Annotated in this window: 17 protein-coding genes; all 17 read left to right on the top strand. The window is 38.2% G+C overall.

The genetic code is table 11. The features are described 5' to 3' along the window. The first annotated feature begins 109 nt into the window (after positions 1 to 109). Positions 110 to 1,051 (top strand): manganese-dependent inorganic pyrophosphatase, encoded by a 942-nt coding sequence (locus VEIS1202513_RS03805; RefSeq protein ID WP_213467881.1) that lies wholly within the window; start codon positions 110 to 112, stop codon positions 1,049 to 1,051. A gap of 104 nt (positions 1,052 to 1,155) precedes the next feature. Further along, entirely contained in the window at positions 1,156 to 3,345 is a 2,190-nt protein-coding gene (pcrA, locus tag VEIS1202513_RS03800; protein ID WP_213467880.1) for a DNA helicase PcrA, read from the top strand. An 81-nt stretch (positions 3,346 to 3,426) separates the two neighbouring features. Then, positions 3,427 to 5,430 (top strand): NAD-dependent DNA ligase LigA, encoded by a 2,004-nt coding sequence (gene ligA, locus VEIS1202513_RS03795; protein ID WP_213467879.1) that lies wholly within the window; start codon positions 3,427 to 3,429, stop codon positions 5,428 to 5,430. Positions 5,431 to 5,504: 74 nt separating this feature from the next. After that, positions 5,505 to 5,795, top strand: coding sequence for an Asp-tRNA(Asn)/Glu-tRNA(Gln) amidotransferase subunit GatC (gene gatC, locus VEIS1202513_RS03790; RefSeq protein ID WP_004696952.1), 291 nt, complete (start codon positions 5,505 to 5,507; stop codon positions 5,793 to 5,795). Between the two features lie 11 nt (positions 5,796 to 5,806). Next, a complete protein-coding gene (gene gatA / locus VEIS1202513_RS03785; RefSeq protein WP_213467878.1) occupies positions 5,807 to 7,267 on the top strand; it encodes an Asp-tRNA(Asn)/Glu-tRNA(Gln) amidotransferase subunit GatA in 1,461 nt (486 codons plus the stop codon). Continuing rightward, a complete protein-coding gene (gene gatB / locus VEIS1202513_RS03780; RefSeq protein ID WP_213467877.1) occupies positions 7,264 to 8,712 on the top strand; it encodes an Asp-tRNA(Asn)/Glu-tRNA(Gln) amidotransferase subunit GatB in 1,449 nt (482 codons plus the stop codon). Before gatA ends, gatB begins: the two co-directional genes overlap by 4 nt. A gap of 167 nt (positions 8,713 to 8,879) precedes the next feature. Next, positions 8,880 to 9,296, top strand: a complete 417-nt coding sequence (locus VEIS1202513_RS03775; protein ID WP_213467876.1) for a DUF4229 domain-containing protein — start codon at positions 8,880 to 8,882, stop codon at positions 9,294 to 9,296. A 63-nt stretch (positions 9,297 to 9,359) separates the two neighbouring features. Continuing rightward, entirely contained in the window at positions 9,360 to 11,198 is a 1,839-nt protein-coding gene (locus tag VEIS1202513_RS03770) for a B12-binding domain-containing radical SAM protein (protein WP_213467875.1), read from the top strand. Positions 11,199 to 11,231: 33 nt separating this feature from the next. Continuing rightward, positions 11,232 to 12,197 (top strand): tRNA modification radical SAM protein MnmL/YtqA, encoded by a 966-nt coding sequence (mnmL, locus tag VEIS1202513_RS03765; protein WP_213467874.1) that lies wholly within the window; start codon positions 11,232 to 11,234, stop codon positions 12,195 to 12,197. 8 nt (positions 12,198 to 12,205) lie between these two features. Next, positions 12,206 to 13,219: a PhoH family protein gene (locus tag VEIS1202513_RS03760; protein WP_213467873.1), complete on the top strand. Its 1,014-nt coding sequence runs from the start codon at positions 12,206 to 12,208 to the stop codon at positions 13,217 to 13,219. Positions 13,220 to 13,221: 2 nt separating this feature from the next. After that, complete coding sequence (gene ybeY / locus VEIS1202513_RS03755; RefSeq protein WP_105093830.1) at positions 13,222 to 13,698, top strand: rRNA maturation RNase YbeY; 477 nt, start codon at positions 13,222 to 13,224, stop codon at positions 13,696 to 13,698. Next, positions 13,691 to 14,590 carry a GTPase Era gene (gene era, locus VEIS1202513_RS03750; protein ID WP_195185797.1) on the top strand — a complete coding sequence of 300 codons (900 nt, stop codon included), beginning with the start codon at positions 13,691 to 13,693 and terminating at the stop codon, positions 14,588 to 14,590. Before ybeY ends, era begins: the two co-directional genes overlap by 8 nt. A gap of 54 nt (positions 14,591 to 14,644) precedes the next feature. Further along, positions 14,645 to 15,976, top strand: coding sequence for a hemolysin family protein (locus tag VEIS1202513_RS03745; RefSeq protein ID WP_213467977.1), 1,332 nt, complete (start codon positions 14,645 to 14,647; stop codon positions 15,974 to 15,976). Beyond that, entirely contained in the window at positions 15,963 to 16,667 is a 705-nt protein-coding gene (recO, locus tag VEIS1202513_RS03740) for a DNA repair protein RecO (RefSeq protein WP_213467872.1), read from the top strand. Before VEIS1202513_RS03745 ends, recO begins: the two co-directional genes overlap by 14 nt. Positions 16,668 to 16,732: 65 nt before the next feature. Beyond that, on the top strand, positions 16,733 to 17,254 hold the full coding sequence (locus tag VEIS1202513_RS03735) for a hypothetical protein (protein ID WP_213467871.1): 522 nt from the start codon (positions 16,733 to 16,735) through the stop codon (positions 17,252 to 17,254). Positions 17,255 to 17,350: 96 nt separating this feature from the next. Next, a complete protein-coding gene (locus VEIS1202513_RS03730) occupies positions 17,351 to 18,154 on the top strand; it encodes a DUF3100 domain-containing protein (protein WP_118091262.1) in 804 nt (267 codons plus the stop codon). After that, positions 18,147 to 18,608 carry a hypothetical protein gene (locus VEIS1202513_RS03725; protein WP_213467870.1) on the top strand — a complete coding sequence of 154 codons (462 nt, stop codon included), beginning with the start codon at positions 18,147 to 18,149 and terminating at the stop codon, positions 18,606 to 18,608. The genes VEIS1202513_RS03730 and VEIS1202513_RS03725 overlap by 8 nt, the downstream gene beginning before the upstream one ends. Positions 18,609 to 18,614 lie beyond the last annotated feature (6 nt).

Genomic DNA, 18,614 nt, shown 5'->3' with positions numbered 1-18,614 from the left:
CTTAGTAGTGGCGTGTTTTTTTGTATAATTTATGATATAATAATATAGTTAAAAATCGGATTGACGTAAGTCGATATTAAGTGTGAAATTAATATAAAAGAGGTATATTATGAGTGACGTAAAAACATATGTAGCAGGTCATAAAAGCCCTGATACAGATTCCATTTGTTCTGCTATTTCCTTTGCTAATTTGTTAACTCAAATGGGCACACCAGCAACTCCAGTATGTGCAGGTGAAGCAAATAAAGAAACAACATATATTTTGAATCATTTTGGTTTTGAACACCCACAAATCGTTAAAAACTGGGAAGAGTTTGCTCCAGAAGGTGGCAACTTATATTTAACAGACCACAACGAATCTAAACAAATCATCGATGGTTACAAATCTATGAATATGTGTGGTGTTGTGGATCATCACCGCATTGGTGATTTCGAAACTGATGGTCCTGTATTCATGCGTTTAGAACCAGTAGGTTGCTCCAATACAATTATTACTAAATTGTACATGGAAAATAATCAAGAAATTCCTAAAGGTATTGCTGGCTTGATGTTGTCTGCTATCATTTCTGATACTGTATTATTCCGTTCTCCAACATGTACAGAAACAGATAAAGAAATGGCACATAAATTGGCTGAAATCGCTGGCGTTGACATCGAGTCTTATGGTCTTGATATGTTAAAAGCTGGTGCTGATATTTCTGATTTGACTAACGATGATATCGTTCGTACAGATATGAAAGAATTCTCCGAAGCAGGTAAAACGATTTCTATCGGTCAAATTTCCGTTATGGATACAACAGATGTATTGGCTAAACAAGCTGAACTTGTTGCTGCACTAGAGGCTCTTCGTACTGCGAATAACTACGATGCATCTTACATCATGATTACAAATATTCTTGATGAAAGTACTACATTGTTATTCAGCGGTGATGTAGAAGCTGTAGTAACAAAAGCATTTGAAAAAGAAGTTAAAGACAATGGCGTATTCTTGCCAAATACTATGTCTCGTAAAAAACAAATCGTACCACCAATTCTTGGTGCTATGAAATAGTATAGTAGTATACAAAGGGAAAAGAACGTTGCTTGCAACGTTCTTCTTCTCTATTTATATGATTATCAAACTATAGTATATGTAAGGGCGATAGGGGTGTTCCGATGAATTCATTATTAACAGGTTTAAATAAAGAGCAACAACAAGCCGTTCAACATACGGAAGGCCCTTTATTGATTTTAGCCGGTGCAGGATCTGGTAAAACAAAGGTTTTAACTGTTCGTATTGCACATTTATTGGCTCAAGGTGTTAATCCTTATGAAATCTTAGCTATTACTTTCACCAATAAAGCGGCAAAAGAAATGAAAAGTCGTGTAGAAGGTTTAGTAGGTGATGTAGCTAATCGAATTTGGCTCAGCACATTCCATAGCTTCTGTGCGAAATTTTTGCGTTTTGAATTAGATAACTTCTTAGGTTATAACAGTAACTTTACAATCTACGATACATCTGACTCGCAAGCTGTTATTAAGGCTGCTTTAAAAGCATTAAACCTCGACGATAAATACTATCCTGTAGGTGCTATGATTGGTGCCATATCTGATGCAAAAAATAAATTGTTATTTGCCTCAGATTTTAGAAAGCAAGCGAGAGACTTTTACCAACAAAAGGTTGCTGATGTATATGAGTATTATGAACGGGAATTGCGTAAGAATAATGCTCTAGATTTTGATGATCTTTTATTGGTAGCCGTTAAATTATTGCAGTCCAATGAGGCTGTGTTAGATAAATATAGCAAGCGTTTTCGTTATGTTATGATCGACGAATATCAAGATACGAACCATGCTCAATATTTATTGGCTAAATTATTAGCCTCTCATTGGAAAAATATTGCCGTTGTAGGTGATGCTGATCAAAGTATCTACGCATGGCGTGGCGCAGATATTCAAAATATTTTGGACTTTGAAAAGGATTATCCAAACTGCACATCTATCAAGTTGGAACAAAACTACCGTTCTACAAAGATTATTCTTGATGCAGCCAATGCAGTAATTGAAAATAACGAAGGTCGTCCTAAGAAAAATTTATGGACAGATAAGACAGAAGGGGCTAAAATTCAACATTTTACGGCTCAGTCTGAACATGAAGAAGCTGCTTTCATCGGCGATACCATCGCTAAAAAGCACGATATTCATGGTGTACCTTATGGTGATATGGCTATTTTGTACCGTACAAATGCTCAATCTCGTGTACTTGAAGAAGCACTGATTAAGAGAGCATTGCCCTATACTATGGTAGGGGGCACAAAGTTCTACGATCGCAAAGAAATTAAGGACGTTTTGGCATATCTACGTGTGTTATATAATCCATTCGATGATTTAAGTTTATTGCGCATCATCAATGTACCTAAGCGTAGTATTGGTGCTACTACAGTGGCAAAACTACAAGATTATGCTCGCTCGAATGGCACGTCCTTGTTTATGACATTAACACAGTTGCATCTAGTAGATACGATTAAAGGGAAGACAAAGGAAAAGTTAGAGGAATTTGGTATTCTTATCTTTACTCTTGTAGCTGAAATGGAAGATAAAACTGTGCTTGATATCTTAGAATCTATTCTCGATAGAACCGGTTACTTGGCACAATTAGAAGAGAGTACAGATCCACAAGATCAGGCTCGCGCTGAAAATATCGGTGAACTTTTATCTGTAGCTAAAGACTTCCAAGATACAAATCCAACTGGTACAGTGGAAGACTTCTTGGAACAAGTAGCACTGGTAAATGATGTTGATTCTTTCGAGCAAGAAGAGTCTAAAGTTACATTGATGACATTACATGCTGCGAAAGGTTTGGAATTCCCTATTGTATTCTTAGGTGGCTTGGAGGAAGGTTTATTCCCTCATAGTCGTACCTTGATGAACCCTGAGGAAATTGAAGAGGAACGCCGCCTTGCTTATGTAGGTATTACTCGCGCTGAAAAGGAATTATATATTTCTAATGCCACTACGCGCACCGTATTTGGACGCACTAGCAGCTATTTACCATCTCGTTTTATCGATGAAATTCCAGAAGAGTTAGTAGATGGTTTGCGTGCTAAGCGTAAAGTACCTGATGATATTAAGCGTCATGTGCCGCAACATATGAGTGTCACAAGCCGACCAGTTACAAAGCCAATCGTTCGCAATGAAGTAATTGCCGATTGGAAGGTTGGTGATACGGCTATTCATAGTAAGTGGGGCAATGGTAAAGTCATCAATGTTGCCGGCGAAGGGGCTGGTATGAAGCTGACAATTGAATTCCCCACACAAGGTGTACGTGTAGTAATGGCAAAATTTGCACCTGTTAAGAAGGGATAAAACTTGTGTATGGCAGTTAACCTCTCTACATTACTTGTTAGGAACGTATAGAGTGTTACTGCACAGTAAAAGGGATGTAATATGAATCCGAAAGATAGAATTAAAGAGTTACAACAAGAGTTAACTCATGCGCAGTATTTATACTACGTAAAAGATGCTCCTACAATGAGTGACTTTGAATATGATAAAAAATATCGTGAGCTTGTTGATTTGGAAACAGCTCATCCAGAATATATTGTGCCATCATCTCCAACACAACGGGTAGGCATGAAGGTGGAAGGTTCCTTTGAAAAGGTCGTTCATGGCCGTCCTATGTTGAGCTTATCTAATGTATTTAGTGCTGATGAAGTACGTGCATTTGCTAGTCGTGTAGAGAAGGAATTAGGTCATAAGCCTTCTGCTTATGTGGTAGAACTTAAAATCGATGGTTTAGCTGTTAATTTGCACTATGAGAACGGCATGTTTGTACGTGCCGTAACACGTGGTGATGGTCGCATTGGTGAAGACGTAACTGCTAATGTGCGTACTATTAAATCCATTCCTTTATATTTAGAGAATGCGCCAGAATTTATCGAGGTTCGCGGTGAAGCGTATATGCCTCATAGTGAATTTAAACGTATAAATGAAGAACGTGACGAAGAGGGCTTACCTACCTTCGTAAATCCTCGTAATGCAGCAGCCGGTTCTTTGCGTCAGCAAGATCCTGCCATTACGGCTAGTCGTAATTTAGCATTCTTTGCCTATGCAATCGGTTCTGAAGTGGGGGCTAATATTCATAGCCAAGAGGAATTATTACAAAGCTTAGAAACGTTTAAGTTTTCTGTAAACCCTCATTACCGCGTATGCAAAACAATTGACGAGGTCATAGAGGCTATTAATTATTGGGGTGAAAAGCGCCATGAGTTGCCATACGATACAGATGGTATGGTAATTAAGGTCAATAGTTTTGATGACCAAGAGGTACTTGGTAGTACTGCGAAGGATCCTAAGTGGGCAACAGCGTACAAATATCCTCCAGAAGAGGTAGAAACCGTTCTTAAGGATATTACTATCAATGTAGGACGTACAGGTGTTCTTACGCCAACAGGCGAGCTTGAATCCGTATTCGTATCTGGTACGAATGTAAGTCGTGTAACATTACACAATCAAGACTTTATCAATGAAAAGGATATTCGCATTGGTGACCACGTTATCATTCACAAGGCGGCTGAAATTATTCCAGAAGTCATCCGCGTAGTTCCAGAAAAACGTAATGGTTCTGAGGTGCCTTTCACTATTCCAAATCGCTGTCCAGTATGTGACTCTCCGGCAGTTCGTCGTGAAGGTGAAGCCGCTGTTCGTTGTACTAATAAACACTGTCCTGCCATTGAAAAAGAACAAATTATCCATTTTGCATCTCGCGATGCTATGAATATTGATGGTTTGGGTCCTAGCATTGTAGAAAACTTGATTAATAATAAGTTAATCACTAATGTGGTGGATTTATATCATTTAACGGTAGATCAACTAGTTACCATGGATAGGATGGGTAAGAAATCTGCAGAAAATTTGGTGAAAGCCATCGTAGACTCTAAAACTCGTGGATTAGACCGCGTATTGTATGGCCTCGGTATTCGCCTAATTGGATCTAAAGCAGCCGGCACAATTGCTAACGTTGTGAAATCTATGGAACGATTCATGACAATTACTAAAGAAGAATTGGTGGCGGTAGAAGAAATCGGTCCTACTATGGCTGATAGTATTGTTGAATACCGTCAAGATCCTGCTCATGTAGCAATCATTGAAGGTTTAACAGCGGTAGGACTTAAAATGACTGTAGATGTTGTTGAAGCAGCAGGCAACCAAATGGAAGGAGAAATTGTCGTTCTCACAGGTAAGCTTGAGGTTATGGGCCGCAGTGAAGCTGGTAAGATTCTTGAAGCTCATGGCGCAAAGGTAACAGGTTCCGTCTCTAAGAAAACAACCCTTGTTATTGCTGGCGAAGACAGTGGTAGTAAACTTACTAAAGCAAATGAATTGGGTATTCGTGTTATGAATGAAGAAGAGTTTGTAGAACTCCTACGGGAACTCGGAGAAATCCAATAGACATACATTCTACAATATTTTGAAAATATATATTATTTGCTTTATAATAAATAATTATGAAAGGATGTGTCTCGATGAAAATCAGCCAAGAGGAAATTAAAAAAATCGCCTTACTTTCACGCTTGGAAGTTAAGGAAGAACATATGGCACATGTAGAAAAAGAGTTGTCCGACATCTTGACTTATGTTGCTGAACTAGATGCATTAGAACTTGATGGTGTGGAGCCTATGGCTCATGCAGTACCATTGCACAATGTATTTAGAGAGGATGAAACAAAACCATCCCTTGATCATGATTTAGCTTTATCCAATGCGCCAGAAGCAGAGGATGGGTACTTTAAGGTACCTCGCGTTGTACAAGAATAGGAGGTTACGCTGTGGCAACAATTCATGAATTACACAAGAAACTAGCGAATAAAGAAATCAGCGCTGTTGAATTGACGAATGCTGTTATTGCACATAAAGCGAAAGTGGAACCGACTGTACATGCGTACTTATCCGATTCTCATGATCGTGCTTTGGCTACAGCTAAGCTTGTAGATGAAGCAATTGCTAAAGGTGATGCTATTTCCCCATTGGCAGGTATTCCTGGTGCAATTAAAGATAATATTTGTATTAAAGATGAACCTGCAACATGTGCATCTAAAATGTTGGAAAACTTTGTGCCTCCATACAATGCATCAGTTATTGAACGTTTACAAGACAATCATTACATTAGTCTTGGTAAACTTAATATGGATGAATTTGCTATGGGTGGCTCTACAGAGAACTCTGCATTAGCTAAAACATCTAATCCTTGGAATGCTGATTGCGTACCAGGCGGTTCTTCTGGCGGTAGTGCAGCAGCTGTATCCAGCGGGTCTGCTATTTGGGCTCTTGGCTCTGATACAGGTGGGTCTATTCGCCAACCGGCATCCTTCTGTGGCGTTGTAGGCTTAAAACCAACATACGGTAATGTATCTCGCTATGGCTTAATTGCCTTCGCATCCTCTTTGGATCAAATTGGACCTGTTACTCGAGATGTAACTGATGCCGCTTTAGTATTAAATGCAATCTCTGGTCACGATGCTAAAGATTCAACGTCCATTCCAGGCACTCGTGTAGACTACACTACAGCGCTTGTAAATGATGTAAAAAATCTAAAAATTGGTGTACCAAAAGAATTCTTTGGTGAAGGTCTCAATAGCGAAGTTCGTAAAGCTATTGAAGAAGCTATCGAAACATACAAAAAATTAGGTGCTGAAATCGTTGAGGTTTCCTTGCCTAATTCTAAATATGCATTGTCTGCTTACTATATCATTGCATTGGCAGAAGCTAGCTCCAACTTGGCTCGTTATGACGGTGTAAGTTATGGTATGCGGGTACCTGCAGATAACTTAGTAGATATGTCTACTAAAACTCGCACAGAAGGTTTTGGTCCTGAAGTGCAACGCCGTATCTTGTTAGGTACCTATGTATTGAGTGCTGGTTACTATGATGCTTATTATTTGAAAGCATTGAAAGTTCGTCGCCTTATTAAAAACGAATTTGATGAAGCATTCTCCAAGGTGGATTTGATTTTGACACCAACTGCACCTAATACATCCTACAAATTTGGTGAAAAAGCTAATGATCCATTGGCAATGTACTTAGAAGATATCTGTACAGTACCAGCAAACCTTGCAGGTATTCCAGGTATTAGCATCCCAGCAGGTATGAGTAGCAATAATTTGCCAATTGGATTACAATTACTTGGCCCTGCTATGGGTGAAGAAACATTATTACGTGCTGCTTTCACATTTGAACAAGCACGTCCGGACTGTCAATTAGTAGCACCAACTGGGGAGGTTTCTCTATGAGTAGTAAATACGAAACAGTCGTTGGTTTAGAGGTTCATACAGAGCTTAAGACTAAGTCTAAAATCTTCTGTGGTTGTACCACTGAATTCGGCGGCGATCAAAATACACATGTATGCCCAGTATGTCTTGGCTTGCCTGGTGCTATGCCTGTGTTAAATAAACAAGTAGTAGAATTTGCTATCAAAGTTGGTTTAGCATTGAATTGTGAAATTCTAAACTTTAATAAATTTGACCGCAAAAACTACTACTATCCTGATTTGCCTAAAAACTATCAAACATCTCAATATGATTTGCCAATTTGCTTAAATGGTCATTTGGACATTGAAGTAAATGGTGAAACTAAACGCATTGGTATTACGCGTATTCACATGGAAGAAGATGCAGGTAAACTCGTTCATAGTGGTAACACTATTTCCGATTCTAAATCTTCTAACGTTGACTACAACCGTACAGGTGTTCCTCTTCTTGAAATCGTATCTGAACCAGATATTCGTTCCGGTGCAGAAGCAAGAGCATATGTTGAAAAATTACGTTCCATCTTGCAATACTTAGATGTATCTGACGGTCGTATGGAAGAAGGCTCCTTGCGTGGTGACTGTAACGTATCCGTACGTTTACGCGGTACTAAAGAGTTTGGTACACGTACAGAAACTAAGAACGTTAACTCCTTAACAGCTATTCAAAAGGTTGTTGAATATGAAGCCTTGCGTCAAGCTAAGTTGATCGAAGCTGGCGGCAAAGTAGATCAAGAAACTCGTACTTGGGATGATGCACAAGGCATTACGATTGGTATGCGTAAGAAAGATGAAGAAAATGATTACCGTTACTTCCCTGAACCAGACTTGGTACCAATTGTAATTACGGACGAAAAAATCGAAGAAGTACGCCGTGCGTTACCTGAATTGCAAGATGCTAAGATTGAACGCTTTGTATCTGAATATGGTTTGTCTCGTGAAGATGCAACAATCCTTACTGTATCTCGTAAAACTGCAGATTTCTTAGATGCTACTGTAAAAGCAGGCGCAGATGCTAAGACTGTTGCTAACTGGATGCTTGGTGACTTGTCCAAGATGATTAATGAAAGTGGTTTAACATTCGCTGAATCTAAAGTAAGCCCAGAAAACTTGGCTGGTATGATTGCTCTTATCGATAAAGGTACAATTTCCGGTAAAATTGCGAAAAAAGTTATCGTATCTATGTGGGAATCCGGCAAGGATGCTGATACTATCGTAAAAGAAGAAGGTCTTGTTCAAATCACAGATACTGGTGCTATCGAAGAAATCGTTAAACAAGTTATTGCTAATAATCCACAACCAGTGGCAGATTTCAAAGGTGGCAATGGTAAGGCTATTGGCTTCTTAGTAGGTCAAGTTATGAAAGAATCTAAAGGCCGTGCTAATCCTGGTATGGTAAATGAATTGCTTCAAAAATACTTGAAAGACTAATTTGTGCGTTAGCCTAAAGTCGTATAAGCAATACAAATAAAAATATCCCCTATAGATATATGAACTTATATCTGTAGGGGATATTTATTTGCATTTTTTATATTAAAGTATGGTATAATAAGTTGTATAAAATTAATTATTATTTTGGTCATATAAAGGACTTAACAATGAATGATCAACACAATATAAATAACAATCAAAATACATATAGAAGTAGTGAGCGTAGTGATAGCTACAGTAGTAATACACGTGCTGCAGAACCTAATACACGGGTATTATCTGATGACGAACGCCGTGAGTTTGACGGTGTAACCATTGAAGAGGTAGGCGATTCTGTTCACGTAGACTCTACACCTAGTAATGTGAACGAAGACTATCAACGTAGTGAAGGATATAACCAATATGGGCCACATGTGAAGGTGTATAGCTTTAATAGTACAAGCTGGCTTAGTCGTATCATTTTGATTATCATATTAGCTGTTGTTTTAGCAGCTGTTGTATTCTTCGGTGGCATTATCCTCTCTGTAGTAGGGGTTGTCATTTTAGTGGGTGCTATTGTTTCCTTTATCTTTGGGCTCTTTTAATGGTATAATATATATATTATGACTAGACGGTGGCTGAGCCATTCGATGATTTAAAGGGGACCTATGAACGTAGTTTTATCCACATTAAACTCAAAATTTATACATTCCTCCCTGGCTTTGCGGTATCTCAAAGCCTACGGGCAGGCTCACGGACAGGCATACGATATAGTAGAATATACTATTAATATGCCTGTTTTACATATTCTCAGCGATATTACAGAGCGCAATATAGATGTATTGGGCTTTGCTTGCTATATCTGGAACATTGAAATGACCTTACATGTGGTGGACATGGTGAAAGCCGTTCGACCAGATATTAAAATCATTTTAGGTGGACCAGAAGTATCGTTTACGGCCGATGAAATCTTACATCGATGTCATGCTGTTGACTATGTTGTACAAGGTGAAGGGGAAGAAGCTTTCTACCAACTTATTAGTGCATTACAAAATGGTAAGGATGGATTAGAAGAAGAAATCCCTGGGGTACGAGGACGTCATATTTCAGGCGAACTTATGGGCTCTACAGAGGCTGTAGAGGTTAAAGATCTTAGTACCATTCCATTCCCATATGTAGAAGAGGATATGGAGGATTTAGAACATAAAATCATCTATTATGAATCCTCTCGCGGATGTCCATTCTCTTGTCAGTATTGCTTATCTGGTAATAAGAATACAGTGCGGTTCTTCCCACAGGAGAGAACCTTCAAAGAGTTACAATGGTTTATCGATCACAAGGTGAAACAGGTTAAATTTGTAGATAGAACATTTAACTGTGCACCACATCATCATCGCCCTATGATGGAATTCATGCGTGATGCTGATACAGAGACTAATTTCCATCTAGAAATGGAACCAGAGCTCATGACAGAGTGGGAAACCAATATTCTTTGTGAAACACCACCAGGGCGTATTCAAATAGAAGTAGGCGTACAAAGTACACATAAGAAAACCTTGGATGCTATTAATCGATATAATGATTGGCCGTATATTCAAAAGGCAATTAGACCTATTATTGAAGCAGGTAGAACTCATGTTCATATGGATTTAATTGTAGGTTTACCTTACGAAAATAAAGCACGATTTGGATTATCCTTTAACGATTTATTTAGTTTACAACCTCATGCGCTGCAAATAGGTTTCTTGAAACTATTAAAAGGATCTGGTGTACGCCGTATGACGGAATACCAATATATTAGTGATCCTTTAGCTCCTTACGAGGTCTTAAGTACCCATGTATTGCCATATAAAGACGTTCGTTTCTTAAAGCACTTTGAAGATGTATTTGAACGATTCTATAATAGTGAGCGTTTTAGAACTGTCTTTGGTTATATTGGTAGTAAGCTTATTAAGGAACATACTGATACATCAATAATTGGTGAAGATACAGTAACAAATCATGTACCACCAATTAAAAAGTATGATCCAACTAAAGTGGAGCCTAAAAAAGACGCTTTTTCTTATTTCTGTGAAATGACACAGGCATGGCTTGATGCTGGTAATCACAAGGTTAATTTAAAAGACATTGACCAAATCGAGTTCTTATATAATTTCTTCTTGTCTAAAGGCGACAAAGTAGCAGCCGAATTATTACAGTACGACACTCTTGTTAGCTATCGTGGTAAGGTTCGAAGCGAAGCCGTAGGTTTGCCGAAGCAGACAAAGGAATTTTTACAAGAAGGGGAAGCATTCTGGCGAAACGAAGAGATTGCATCTCAGTATATTCCAAACTATACATTTAAAGAATGGCGTAAGATTCGCCAACAATATGTAGAAATGCCGATGTCCAAAGATACGGCATATGTATTGGGCATAGATAATGTACCTAGTACACCATTTACAGTTGTAATCGACGTTAATAAAGAGGTTAAACCATTTATACGTCCTGACATAGAGGCTTGTTAACAAGCGATGATTGGTTAGTTAAATAGGAGTGTTATGACCGATACAACGAGACCAAAACGATACCGCATGGTATCTAAATATTATAAAGAAACCTATGGAGAGAAGGTTTATAAGCTGCCTGTTGCCTTACCGCTAACATGTCCAAATCGAGATGGTTCGGCAGGTGTAGGAGGCTGTACCTTCTGCGGTGAAATTGGTGCGGGCTATGAAAATCGTCCTGCCTGGATGACAGTGCGTATGCAATTAGAGGAAAATATTGCTCACATTGGACCTAAGTACAAGGCGAAAAAATTCATACCCTATTATCAAAACTTTAGTAATACCTATTTGGGACTTGATGACTTTAAAAGCTATATGGAACAAGGCTGTATCGACGAAGCTGTAGGCATTGCTATTGCTACAAGACCAGATTGCATTGCCGATGAATATTTAGACATATTAGCTGACATTAGAGATCGCTTTCATAAGGATATTTATATTGAATTAGGATTGCAAACGGTCAATTATGATACCCTTGAGAAGATTAATCGTGGTCATGATTTAGCTCAGTTTATTGATGCTGTATTGCGCATTAAGAGATACGGATTTAATGTGACAACCCATATGATTGTTAATTTGCCTTGGGATACAATGCAGGATACCATCGAAGGGGCCCGTATTTTGTCAGCCCTTGGCGTAGATCAAGTTAAACTGCATGCTTTATATATTGTGAAAAATACATTGATGGCTAAGTGGTATCAAGAGGGGCAATTTACCTTAATTAGTGCTGAAGAATATGCTGATCGGGTTGTGAATTTTGTTCGTCACTTGCATCCAGATATTGTATTACAACGTCTTGTTGGGAGAGCACCTGAAGATAATACGTTATTTACAAACTGGTCTATGGGATGGTGGCGTGTTCAAGATTTAATTGATGATAAGTTAGACGAACTAGATGCTCATCAAGGTGATTTATGTGATTATTTAAACGGCAAAGCCGTTCGTAAGTTTATAGATTAGGAGGTTATATGAGCGAACAAGTTTTTACATTTCCTACATATGACCTAGCACAATCCATACTAGGTCAACATAATCGATATCTACATATGATGCTTGAAGTCATCTCTGCAGATGTAGTGGCACGTGGTGATACTGTCGTTATCAAGGGCGATGAAAAACAAGTAGAGGCCTTATATCGTACGCTAGAAGAACTTGTATTCTTATACCGTGAAGGCAGTACCATCACTGAGTCCCAAGTTCGTATTGCCGCAAAACTCGTAGCTAATGGCAAAGCTGATGCTGTACATACTATGTTTGAAGATACCTTATCCGTTAATATGCGGGGTAAAAATATTACGCCTAAAACGGAAGGACAAAAATACTATGTAGATAGCATTCGTAAAAATACCATTACCTTTGGTATTGGCCCTGCTGGTACAGGTAAAACATTCTTGGCCGTAGCTTTAGCTGCATTCTACTTAAAAAACCGCAATGTAGATAAAATTATTTTGACTCGCCCTGCTGTAGAGGCTGGTGAACGGTTAGGCTTCCTACCTGGCGAATTACAAGATAAGGTAGATCCATATTTGAGACCTCTTTATGATGCATTACATGAAATGTTTGGCATTGAGCAAGTACAACGTTTTATGGAACGCGGTACTATCGAGGTAGCACCACTAGCGTATATGCGTGGCCGTACCTTAGAAAATGCGTTCGTTATTCTAGACGAAGCTCAAAATACAACAGCTGAACAGATGAAGATGTTCTTAACCCGTTTAGGTAATAACTCTAAAATGGTTGTGAACGGTGATAAGACACAAATTGACTTGCCACCACGTGTTGTGTCTGGTCTCGGCGAGGCTGAAAAGGTATTGCGTCATGTACCTGGTATTAATATGGTTTACTTTAGCGATCAAGACGTTGTCCGTCATGATTTAGTAGGTCGTATTGTAAAAGCTTACGATGCATATCACGAACGTAAGTTAGCTGGTGAGACTGCAGAATCTAACGCAGTATCCAAAGAGAATATAGCGAAAGGATAAGCATGTATATAAATATTAGCTATGATGAAGGAATTCAAGAGGATTCCAATATTGAGGCCGTTATCCGTAAAGTTTGTGATGAAGTAAGTCGCGTATATGGCCTTGAAGAAGATGAAATGAGTATTTTACTCTGCGATAATGCAAAAATTCACGAGCTTAATAAGGAATATCGCGGTATCGATAGACCAACCGATGTATTGTCCTTTGCTCTAAATGAAGGGGATGATTATGAAGGTAGTGAAGAGGAACATCACTTACTTGGGGATATGATTATTTCCTTAGAGCGCACTCGTGAACAAGCTATTGAATATGGACATAGCTTTGAACGAGAATTAGCATATTTAACGACTCACAGCTGCTTACATATTTTAGGCTATGACCATATGAACGATGAAGATAAAAAAGAGATGCGTACTGAAGAGGAATTTATCTTAGGTAACCTCGGTTATGTGCGGGAGGATGCACCATACAATGAATAAAAACGAACATTTTAAATCTGGCTTTGTTGCCGTTGTAGGACGACCTAATGTTGGTAAAAGTACATTAATTAATGCTCTTATTGGCGACAAAATCGCTATTGTATCCGATAAGGCTCAAACAACCCGTAACCGTATTATCTGTGTATATACAGATGAAGCAAAACAAATCGTCTTCATGGATACACCAGGTGTACATAAGCCAAAACATAAATTAGGTGAATTCATGGTAGACGCTGCCATTGAATCCTTAAAAGAAACAGAAGCTGTTTTATTTGTAGTAGCAGGTAATGAAAAGCGTGGCCCTGGGGACAACTTTATTATTGAACAATTGAAACGTGTAAAGGTTCCTGTATTCTTGGTAGTTAACAAGATTGATACTCTCAAAAAAGAAGAGCTTTTAGAAGCTATTGTTTCTTATCAAGATGCATATCCATTTGCAGGGGTCATTCCTATTTCTGCTAAAGATAAAGAGAACTTAACTGAAGTTCTTAAGGTATTAGAGGAAACATTACCTGAAGGTCCGCAATACTTCCCAGAAGATATGATTACGGATCAACCAGAACGTTTAATTATTTCCGATATCGTACGCGAAAAAATCTTATTGTCTACTCGTGATGAAATTCCTCATGCTATCGCTGTAGACGTAGATGAAATGAAAACACGTGATGATGGCACAACCTATATTCGCGCTACTATCTACTGTGAACGAGATTCCCAAAAGGGCATCATCATCGGTAAAAAAGGTGCCTTGTTAAAACAACTAGGTGCTGAAGCCCGTGCAGATATTCAAAAACTATTGGCTACAAAGGTGTACTTAGACCTTTGGGTTAAGGTTAAAAAGGATTGGCGTAATAAATCTGGCATGTTATCTGAACTTGGTTATAGAAAATAATTTTTGCTATAATAAAAACTAACTTGTTTTCTCAATTGTATGAAAGGAATTAAGATGGATAGTGTAGATGGCCTGTTACCCATAGGGTTTGGTCTTGTATGTATATTTTTAATTAACTTTTTTGTGGTTGCAAAGTTCTCCTTTGCTCGTCTTCGTAAAGAGCATGTAGAGGATATGGATATCCTCTTGGAAAAGGATCGAGAGTTTTTATTAAAGCTCTATCAAAACCCTGAGTATTTCTTAAATACGACGCAGTTTTTGATTTTATTCTTTATTTTGGCTCTTGCTGGAACTGGTACCTATGTATTTGATAATATCGTAAATCAACTTGTATCGGTATTTAATGTACATAGTACGTGGATGCACTTTGTACTAGATATACTTTTATTGCTATTTATTAGCTTAATTGTTCTTATCTTTGGTGAAATCGTACCTAAAGCATTAGGCTTATCGTTCCCAACAAAGTATGTAAATACCTATTGCCGTATCGTAGTAGCGGCAGGTCGTTTGGTATATCCGTTTATTTGGATTGCTAGCAAAATCTCCACAGTTATTTTGGGCTTTTACAAAACAAAATATTTAACAGAGTTAGACCTTGTATACTCTGAGGAAGAAATTCGTATGATGATTTCTCGAAGCCATGAAGAAGGTCAACTAGACCAAGTGGAATCTGAGTTAATCGACAATGTATTTAACTTTGTAGACCGTAGAGCTAAAGAGGTTATGGTACCGCGTCAAGATGTAGACTGTATTTTCGTTGAAGACGGCTATGATGAGGCGATGAAATTTATTCGCTCTAAAGCACATACCCGTTACCCTCTATGTGTAGAGGATAAGGATCATATCATCGGTCTTGTTCATATTAAGGACCTCATGGAACGTCCTAATCAAGCGCGTAAGGATTTGCGTAATGTAAAACGAGATATTTTAACTGTGCCAGAGGTAATGAAATTATCTACATTACTACAATACATGAGAACCCGCCGTATTTATCAAGCTGTTGTTGTAGATGAGTACGGTGGTATGGTAGGTCTCGTAGGTCTTGAAGATATTATTGAAGAGCTCGTTGGCGATATTCAAGATGAACATGAACCACACTTACCAGCTAAAATTGCTTATGCAGATGGATCCTTTGAATTTGATGGTAAGGTTCTCGTAGACGAAGTAGAAGAAATGATGGACGTTGAAATCGACGATTCCGATTCTGATACAATCGGGGGCTATGTATTTGGTCTCTTAGAACGGACGCCAATCGTTGGTGATACAGTAGATGCATTGGGATATACCTTTGAAGTAACACAAATGCAAGGGTATCGCGTTTCTCGTATTAAAGTAACACCTTTACCTGAAGAGGAAACAACGGAAGAAGAACATGAAGAAGCTTAATGGTGGTTTTAACACACCTGCCATCGTCATTAGTCGAAAAAAATATAAGCTATACTCCGTATTTACTTTTATCACGCCTAGCCTGGGGCTAATTCGTGCATCCATACCGCATAAGCGTATGATGACCATGCGTAACAGTTCCTATTTACGTCCCTTTAGTGCCATGTATATCACAGTGGTACCTGATGGTGAATATGTAAATGTAACGCAAATTGATGGTTCCTATGTGGTAGAATCGTTAGATGTGAATTTAGATAATATTGCTTACGCAGCAGTCGCGAGTGAGCTCATCCAAGAACTATTTGCTATGTATGATGTAGATCGCAAGGTGTTTGATACCGTTGTAAACTATTCTAAGCAAATTCGACGCCGCAATGTACAGCTAGGAACGATAATGCTTGGCTGGCAATTGCTGTCCTTAGCGGGGGTTGTACCAAGTTCTAATGCTTTTACCCATCAAGATGGCATTGAGCCATTCTGGTTGCAGGTGCGAGAAACAACAAATCTTAGCATTTCTCGTTCTGTGAAAGCTGGATTACCTAAAATTCTCGCTTATCAGTGGGGCGAAGATACGCCTTTAGAATTTCCCAAAACAATTTGGAAGGAACTTGAAAAGCTACTATTTGCATACTGCGAACAAGAAATTGGTAAGCCGTTGCAAAGTGTAAAGTTTTTAAATTCCATAATTTAATGACAGTAAAAAGGCAGTTTGAGAAATCAAACTGCCTTTTGTTCAAATATATTATGAGGTACTATATGGATACAATATTTTCTTCGTTGCCTATAGACAAAATAAATGAAGATAAAACGTTAGAACTACAAGAAATTCAACAGATATATAATTTCCTTTTAACTAATGACTATTATATATCTTCTGAGTATGTGTTAGTAAATAAGTTATTTCAAAATATGGTTTTAAACAATCGTTGGGATCACAAGATAGCACTTAGATACTTTGACTATTTATGTTTTCTAAGTTGGGAATATGAAGCTATCATTGTTAGAGATCTTCTATTAGATAATCATGTTAGCTTAGCTGGTGAATTTTGTTTAGATACAGAATTAGTAAAAGATGGACTAAGTTATTTTAGAGATGATGCCGTTTGGAGAGATAAAGATTACGACAGTGACACTATTCCGGCATCTATATCTGAATGGGCCATTTATTATGATGAACAAGATCAAAGGTTTCATAAAGTAGAACCATCAATGATAAAAAAAATTATTAGTGAAGTAGTTGATGCTGAAAAGGGTATTTATATGATTGAAAAAAGATAATGCTAATAGACATATGTGCATCTGTAGTTGACACTTTTGATAACAATTATTTATAATATAACAATGTTATATTATATGTTTTTATAGGAGGTCATTATGCAGCTTTTGGGAAATCTCAAAATACATTTTCTAGCGCTCGTACTAACCGTAGTCGCTGAATTTATAGGCATAAAAAAACTAGGTCCTGTTGTATTATTGCCATTATTGTACACATTGATTCTAGGTTTATTAATTTCTATTCCTAAATTTAAAATTCTTACTATTAAACAGATGGAAAAATCTGCTGATTATATCGGTATCGCCGTTATGATCTTGATGGTAAAAGTAGGTTTAGGTATTGGTCCAAATCTTGGTATTCTTACAAGTGCAGGCTGGGCATTATTACTACAAGAGCTGGGCCACTTCTTTGGTACTATTGTATTCGGTTTACCGGTAGCTTTATTAGTAGGTATGCGTCGTGAAGCAGTAGGTGCATGTTACTCTGTAGACCGTGAACCGAATGTAGCGATTATTATCGACAAATTCGGTTTTAGCTCTCCAGAGGGCCGTGGTGTTATGGGCATGTACATCTGTGGCGTTCTTATTGGTGCTATGTGGTCCTCCGTATTGGCTGGTATGTTGGCACAATCTGGTTGGTTCCATCCATTGGCATTGGCTATGGGCGCTGGCGTAGGTAGTGCTAGTATGATGGCTGCCGCTACAGCTCCAATCATTGCGGTATATCCAGATTACGAACAACAAATTATGGCTCTTGCAGGGGCAGCAAACTTGTTAACTACCGTTCTAGGCGTATACTTTGGTCTATTTGTTTCTTTACCTGTTATGGAAAAAACATACAATTTCTTTACAGGTCGTACACGTGAACAAGATTTAGCAGAGGAGGCAGCAAGTCATGAGTAAAAGCGAAAAATTAACACAATTTGTCATCGTTATCTGTATTGCTGCTATCATTACTGCTGTAGGTAATGTAATGGATGGTAAACATCTATTTAGCGATAGTTTAGTTGGCGTAGCTATTTTGGCAGCCCTTGCTACAATTGGCGCCTTGATCTCTAACTTGCCATATGCTAATAAATTGCCTATGGTATTCTGGGTATCTTTAGTTGGTGTTATTGCATCCTTACCAGGTATGCCTGGCCAAGAATGGATTATTGCTAAAACTAGTCAAGTTACATTTCTTGCTACAACAACACCTGTACTTGCTTATGCAGGTTTATCCTTAGGTAAAGACCTAGGTGCATTCCGCCGCTTATCTTGGCGTATTATTCCTGTTGCACTAGCTGTAACAGCAGGTACTTTCATCTGTGCAACAGCATTAGCACAAGTAGTACTTCATTTAGAAGGTTTAATTTAATACTAA

The sequence above is a fragment of the Veillonella orientalis genome (assembly GCF_018406505.1).
In the GTDB taxonomy this organism is placed as follows: domain Bacteria; phylum Bacillota; class Negativicutes; order Veillonellales; family Veillonellaceae; genus Veillonella; species Veillonella nakazawae.
This window is presented reverse-complemented; position numbering and strand designations above follow the sequence as displayed.

Coding starts and splice junctions, on each gene's coding strand:
- gatB (WP_213467877.1), top strand. CDS start 7,264: ATGAGTAGTAAATACGAAACAGTCGTTGGTTTAGAGGTTCATACAGAG.
- VEIS1202513_RS03760 (WP_213467873.1), top strand. CDS start 12,206: ATGAGCGAACAAGTTTTTACATTTCCTACATATGACCTAGCACAATCC.
- era (WP_195185797.1), top strand. CDS start 13,691: ATGAATAAAAACGAACATTTTAAATCTGGCTTTGTTGCCGTTGTAGGA.
- VEIS1202513_RS03770 (WP_213467875.1), top strand. CDS start 9,360: ATGAACGTAGTTTTATCCACATTAAACTCAAAATTTATACATTCCTCC.
- VEIS1202513_RS03805 (WP_213467881.1), top strand. CDS start 110: ATGAGTGACGTAAAAACATATGTAGCAGGTCATAAAAGCCCTGATACA.
- VEIS1202513_RS03745 (WP_213467977.1), top strand. CDS start 14,645: ATGGATAGTGTAGATGGCCTGTTACCCATAGGGTTTGGTCTTGTATGT.
- recO (WP_213467872.1), top strand. CDS start 15,963: ATGAAGAAGCTTAATGGTGGTTTTAACACACCTGCCATCGTCATTAGT.
- ybeY (WP_105093830.1), top strand. CDS start 13,222: ATGTATATAAATATTAGCTATGATGAAGGAATTCAAGAGGATTCCAAT.
- ligA (WP_213467879.1), top strand. CDS start 3,427: ATGAATCCGAAAGATAGAATTAAAGAGTTACAACAAGAGTTAACTCAT.
- mnmL (WP_213467874.1), top strand. CDS start 11,232: ATGACCGATACAACGAGACCAAAACGATACCGCATGGTATCTAAATAT.
- gatC (WP_004696952.1), top strand. CDS start 5,505: ATGAAAATCAGCCAAGAGGAAATTAAAAAAATCGCCTTACTTTCACGC.
- pcrA (WP_213467880.1), top strand. CDS start 1,156: ATGAATTCATTATTAACAGGTTTAAATAAAGAGCAACAACAAGCCGTT.
- VEIS1202513_RS03735 (WP_213467871.1), top strand. CDS start 16,733: ATGGATACAATATTTTCTTCGTTGCCTATAGACAAAATAAATGAAGAT.
- VEIS1202513_RS03730 (WP_118091262.1), top strand. CDS start 17,351: ATGCAGCTTTTGGGAAATCTCAAAATACATTTTCTAGCGCTCGTACTA.
- VEIS1202513_RS03725 (WP_213467870.1), top strand. CDS start 18,147: ATGAGTAAAAGCGAAAAATTAACACAATTTGTCATCGTTATCTGTATT.
- VEIS1202513_RS03775 (WP_213467876.1), top strand. CDS start 8,880: ATGAATGATCAACACAATATAAATAACAATCAAAATACATATAGAAGT.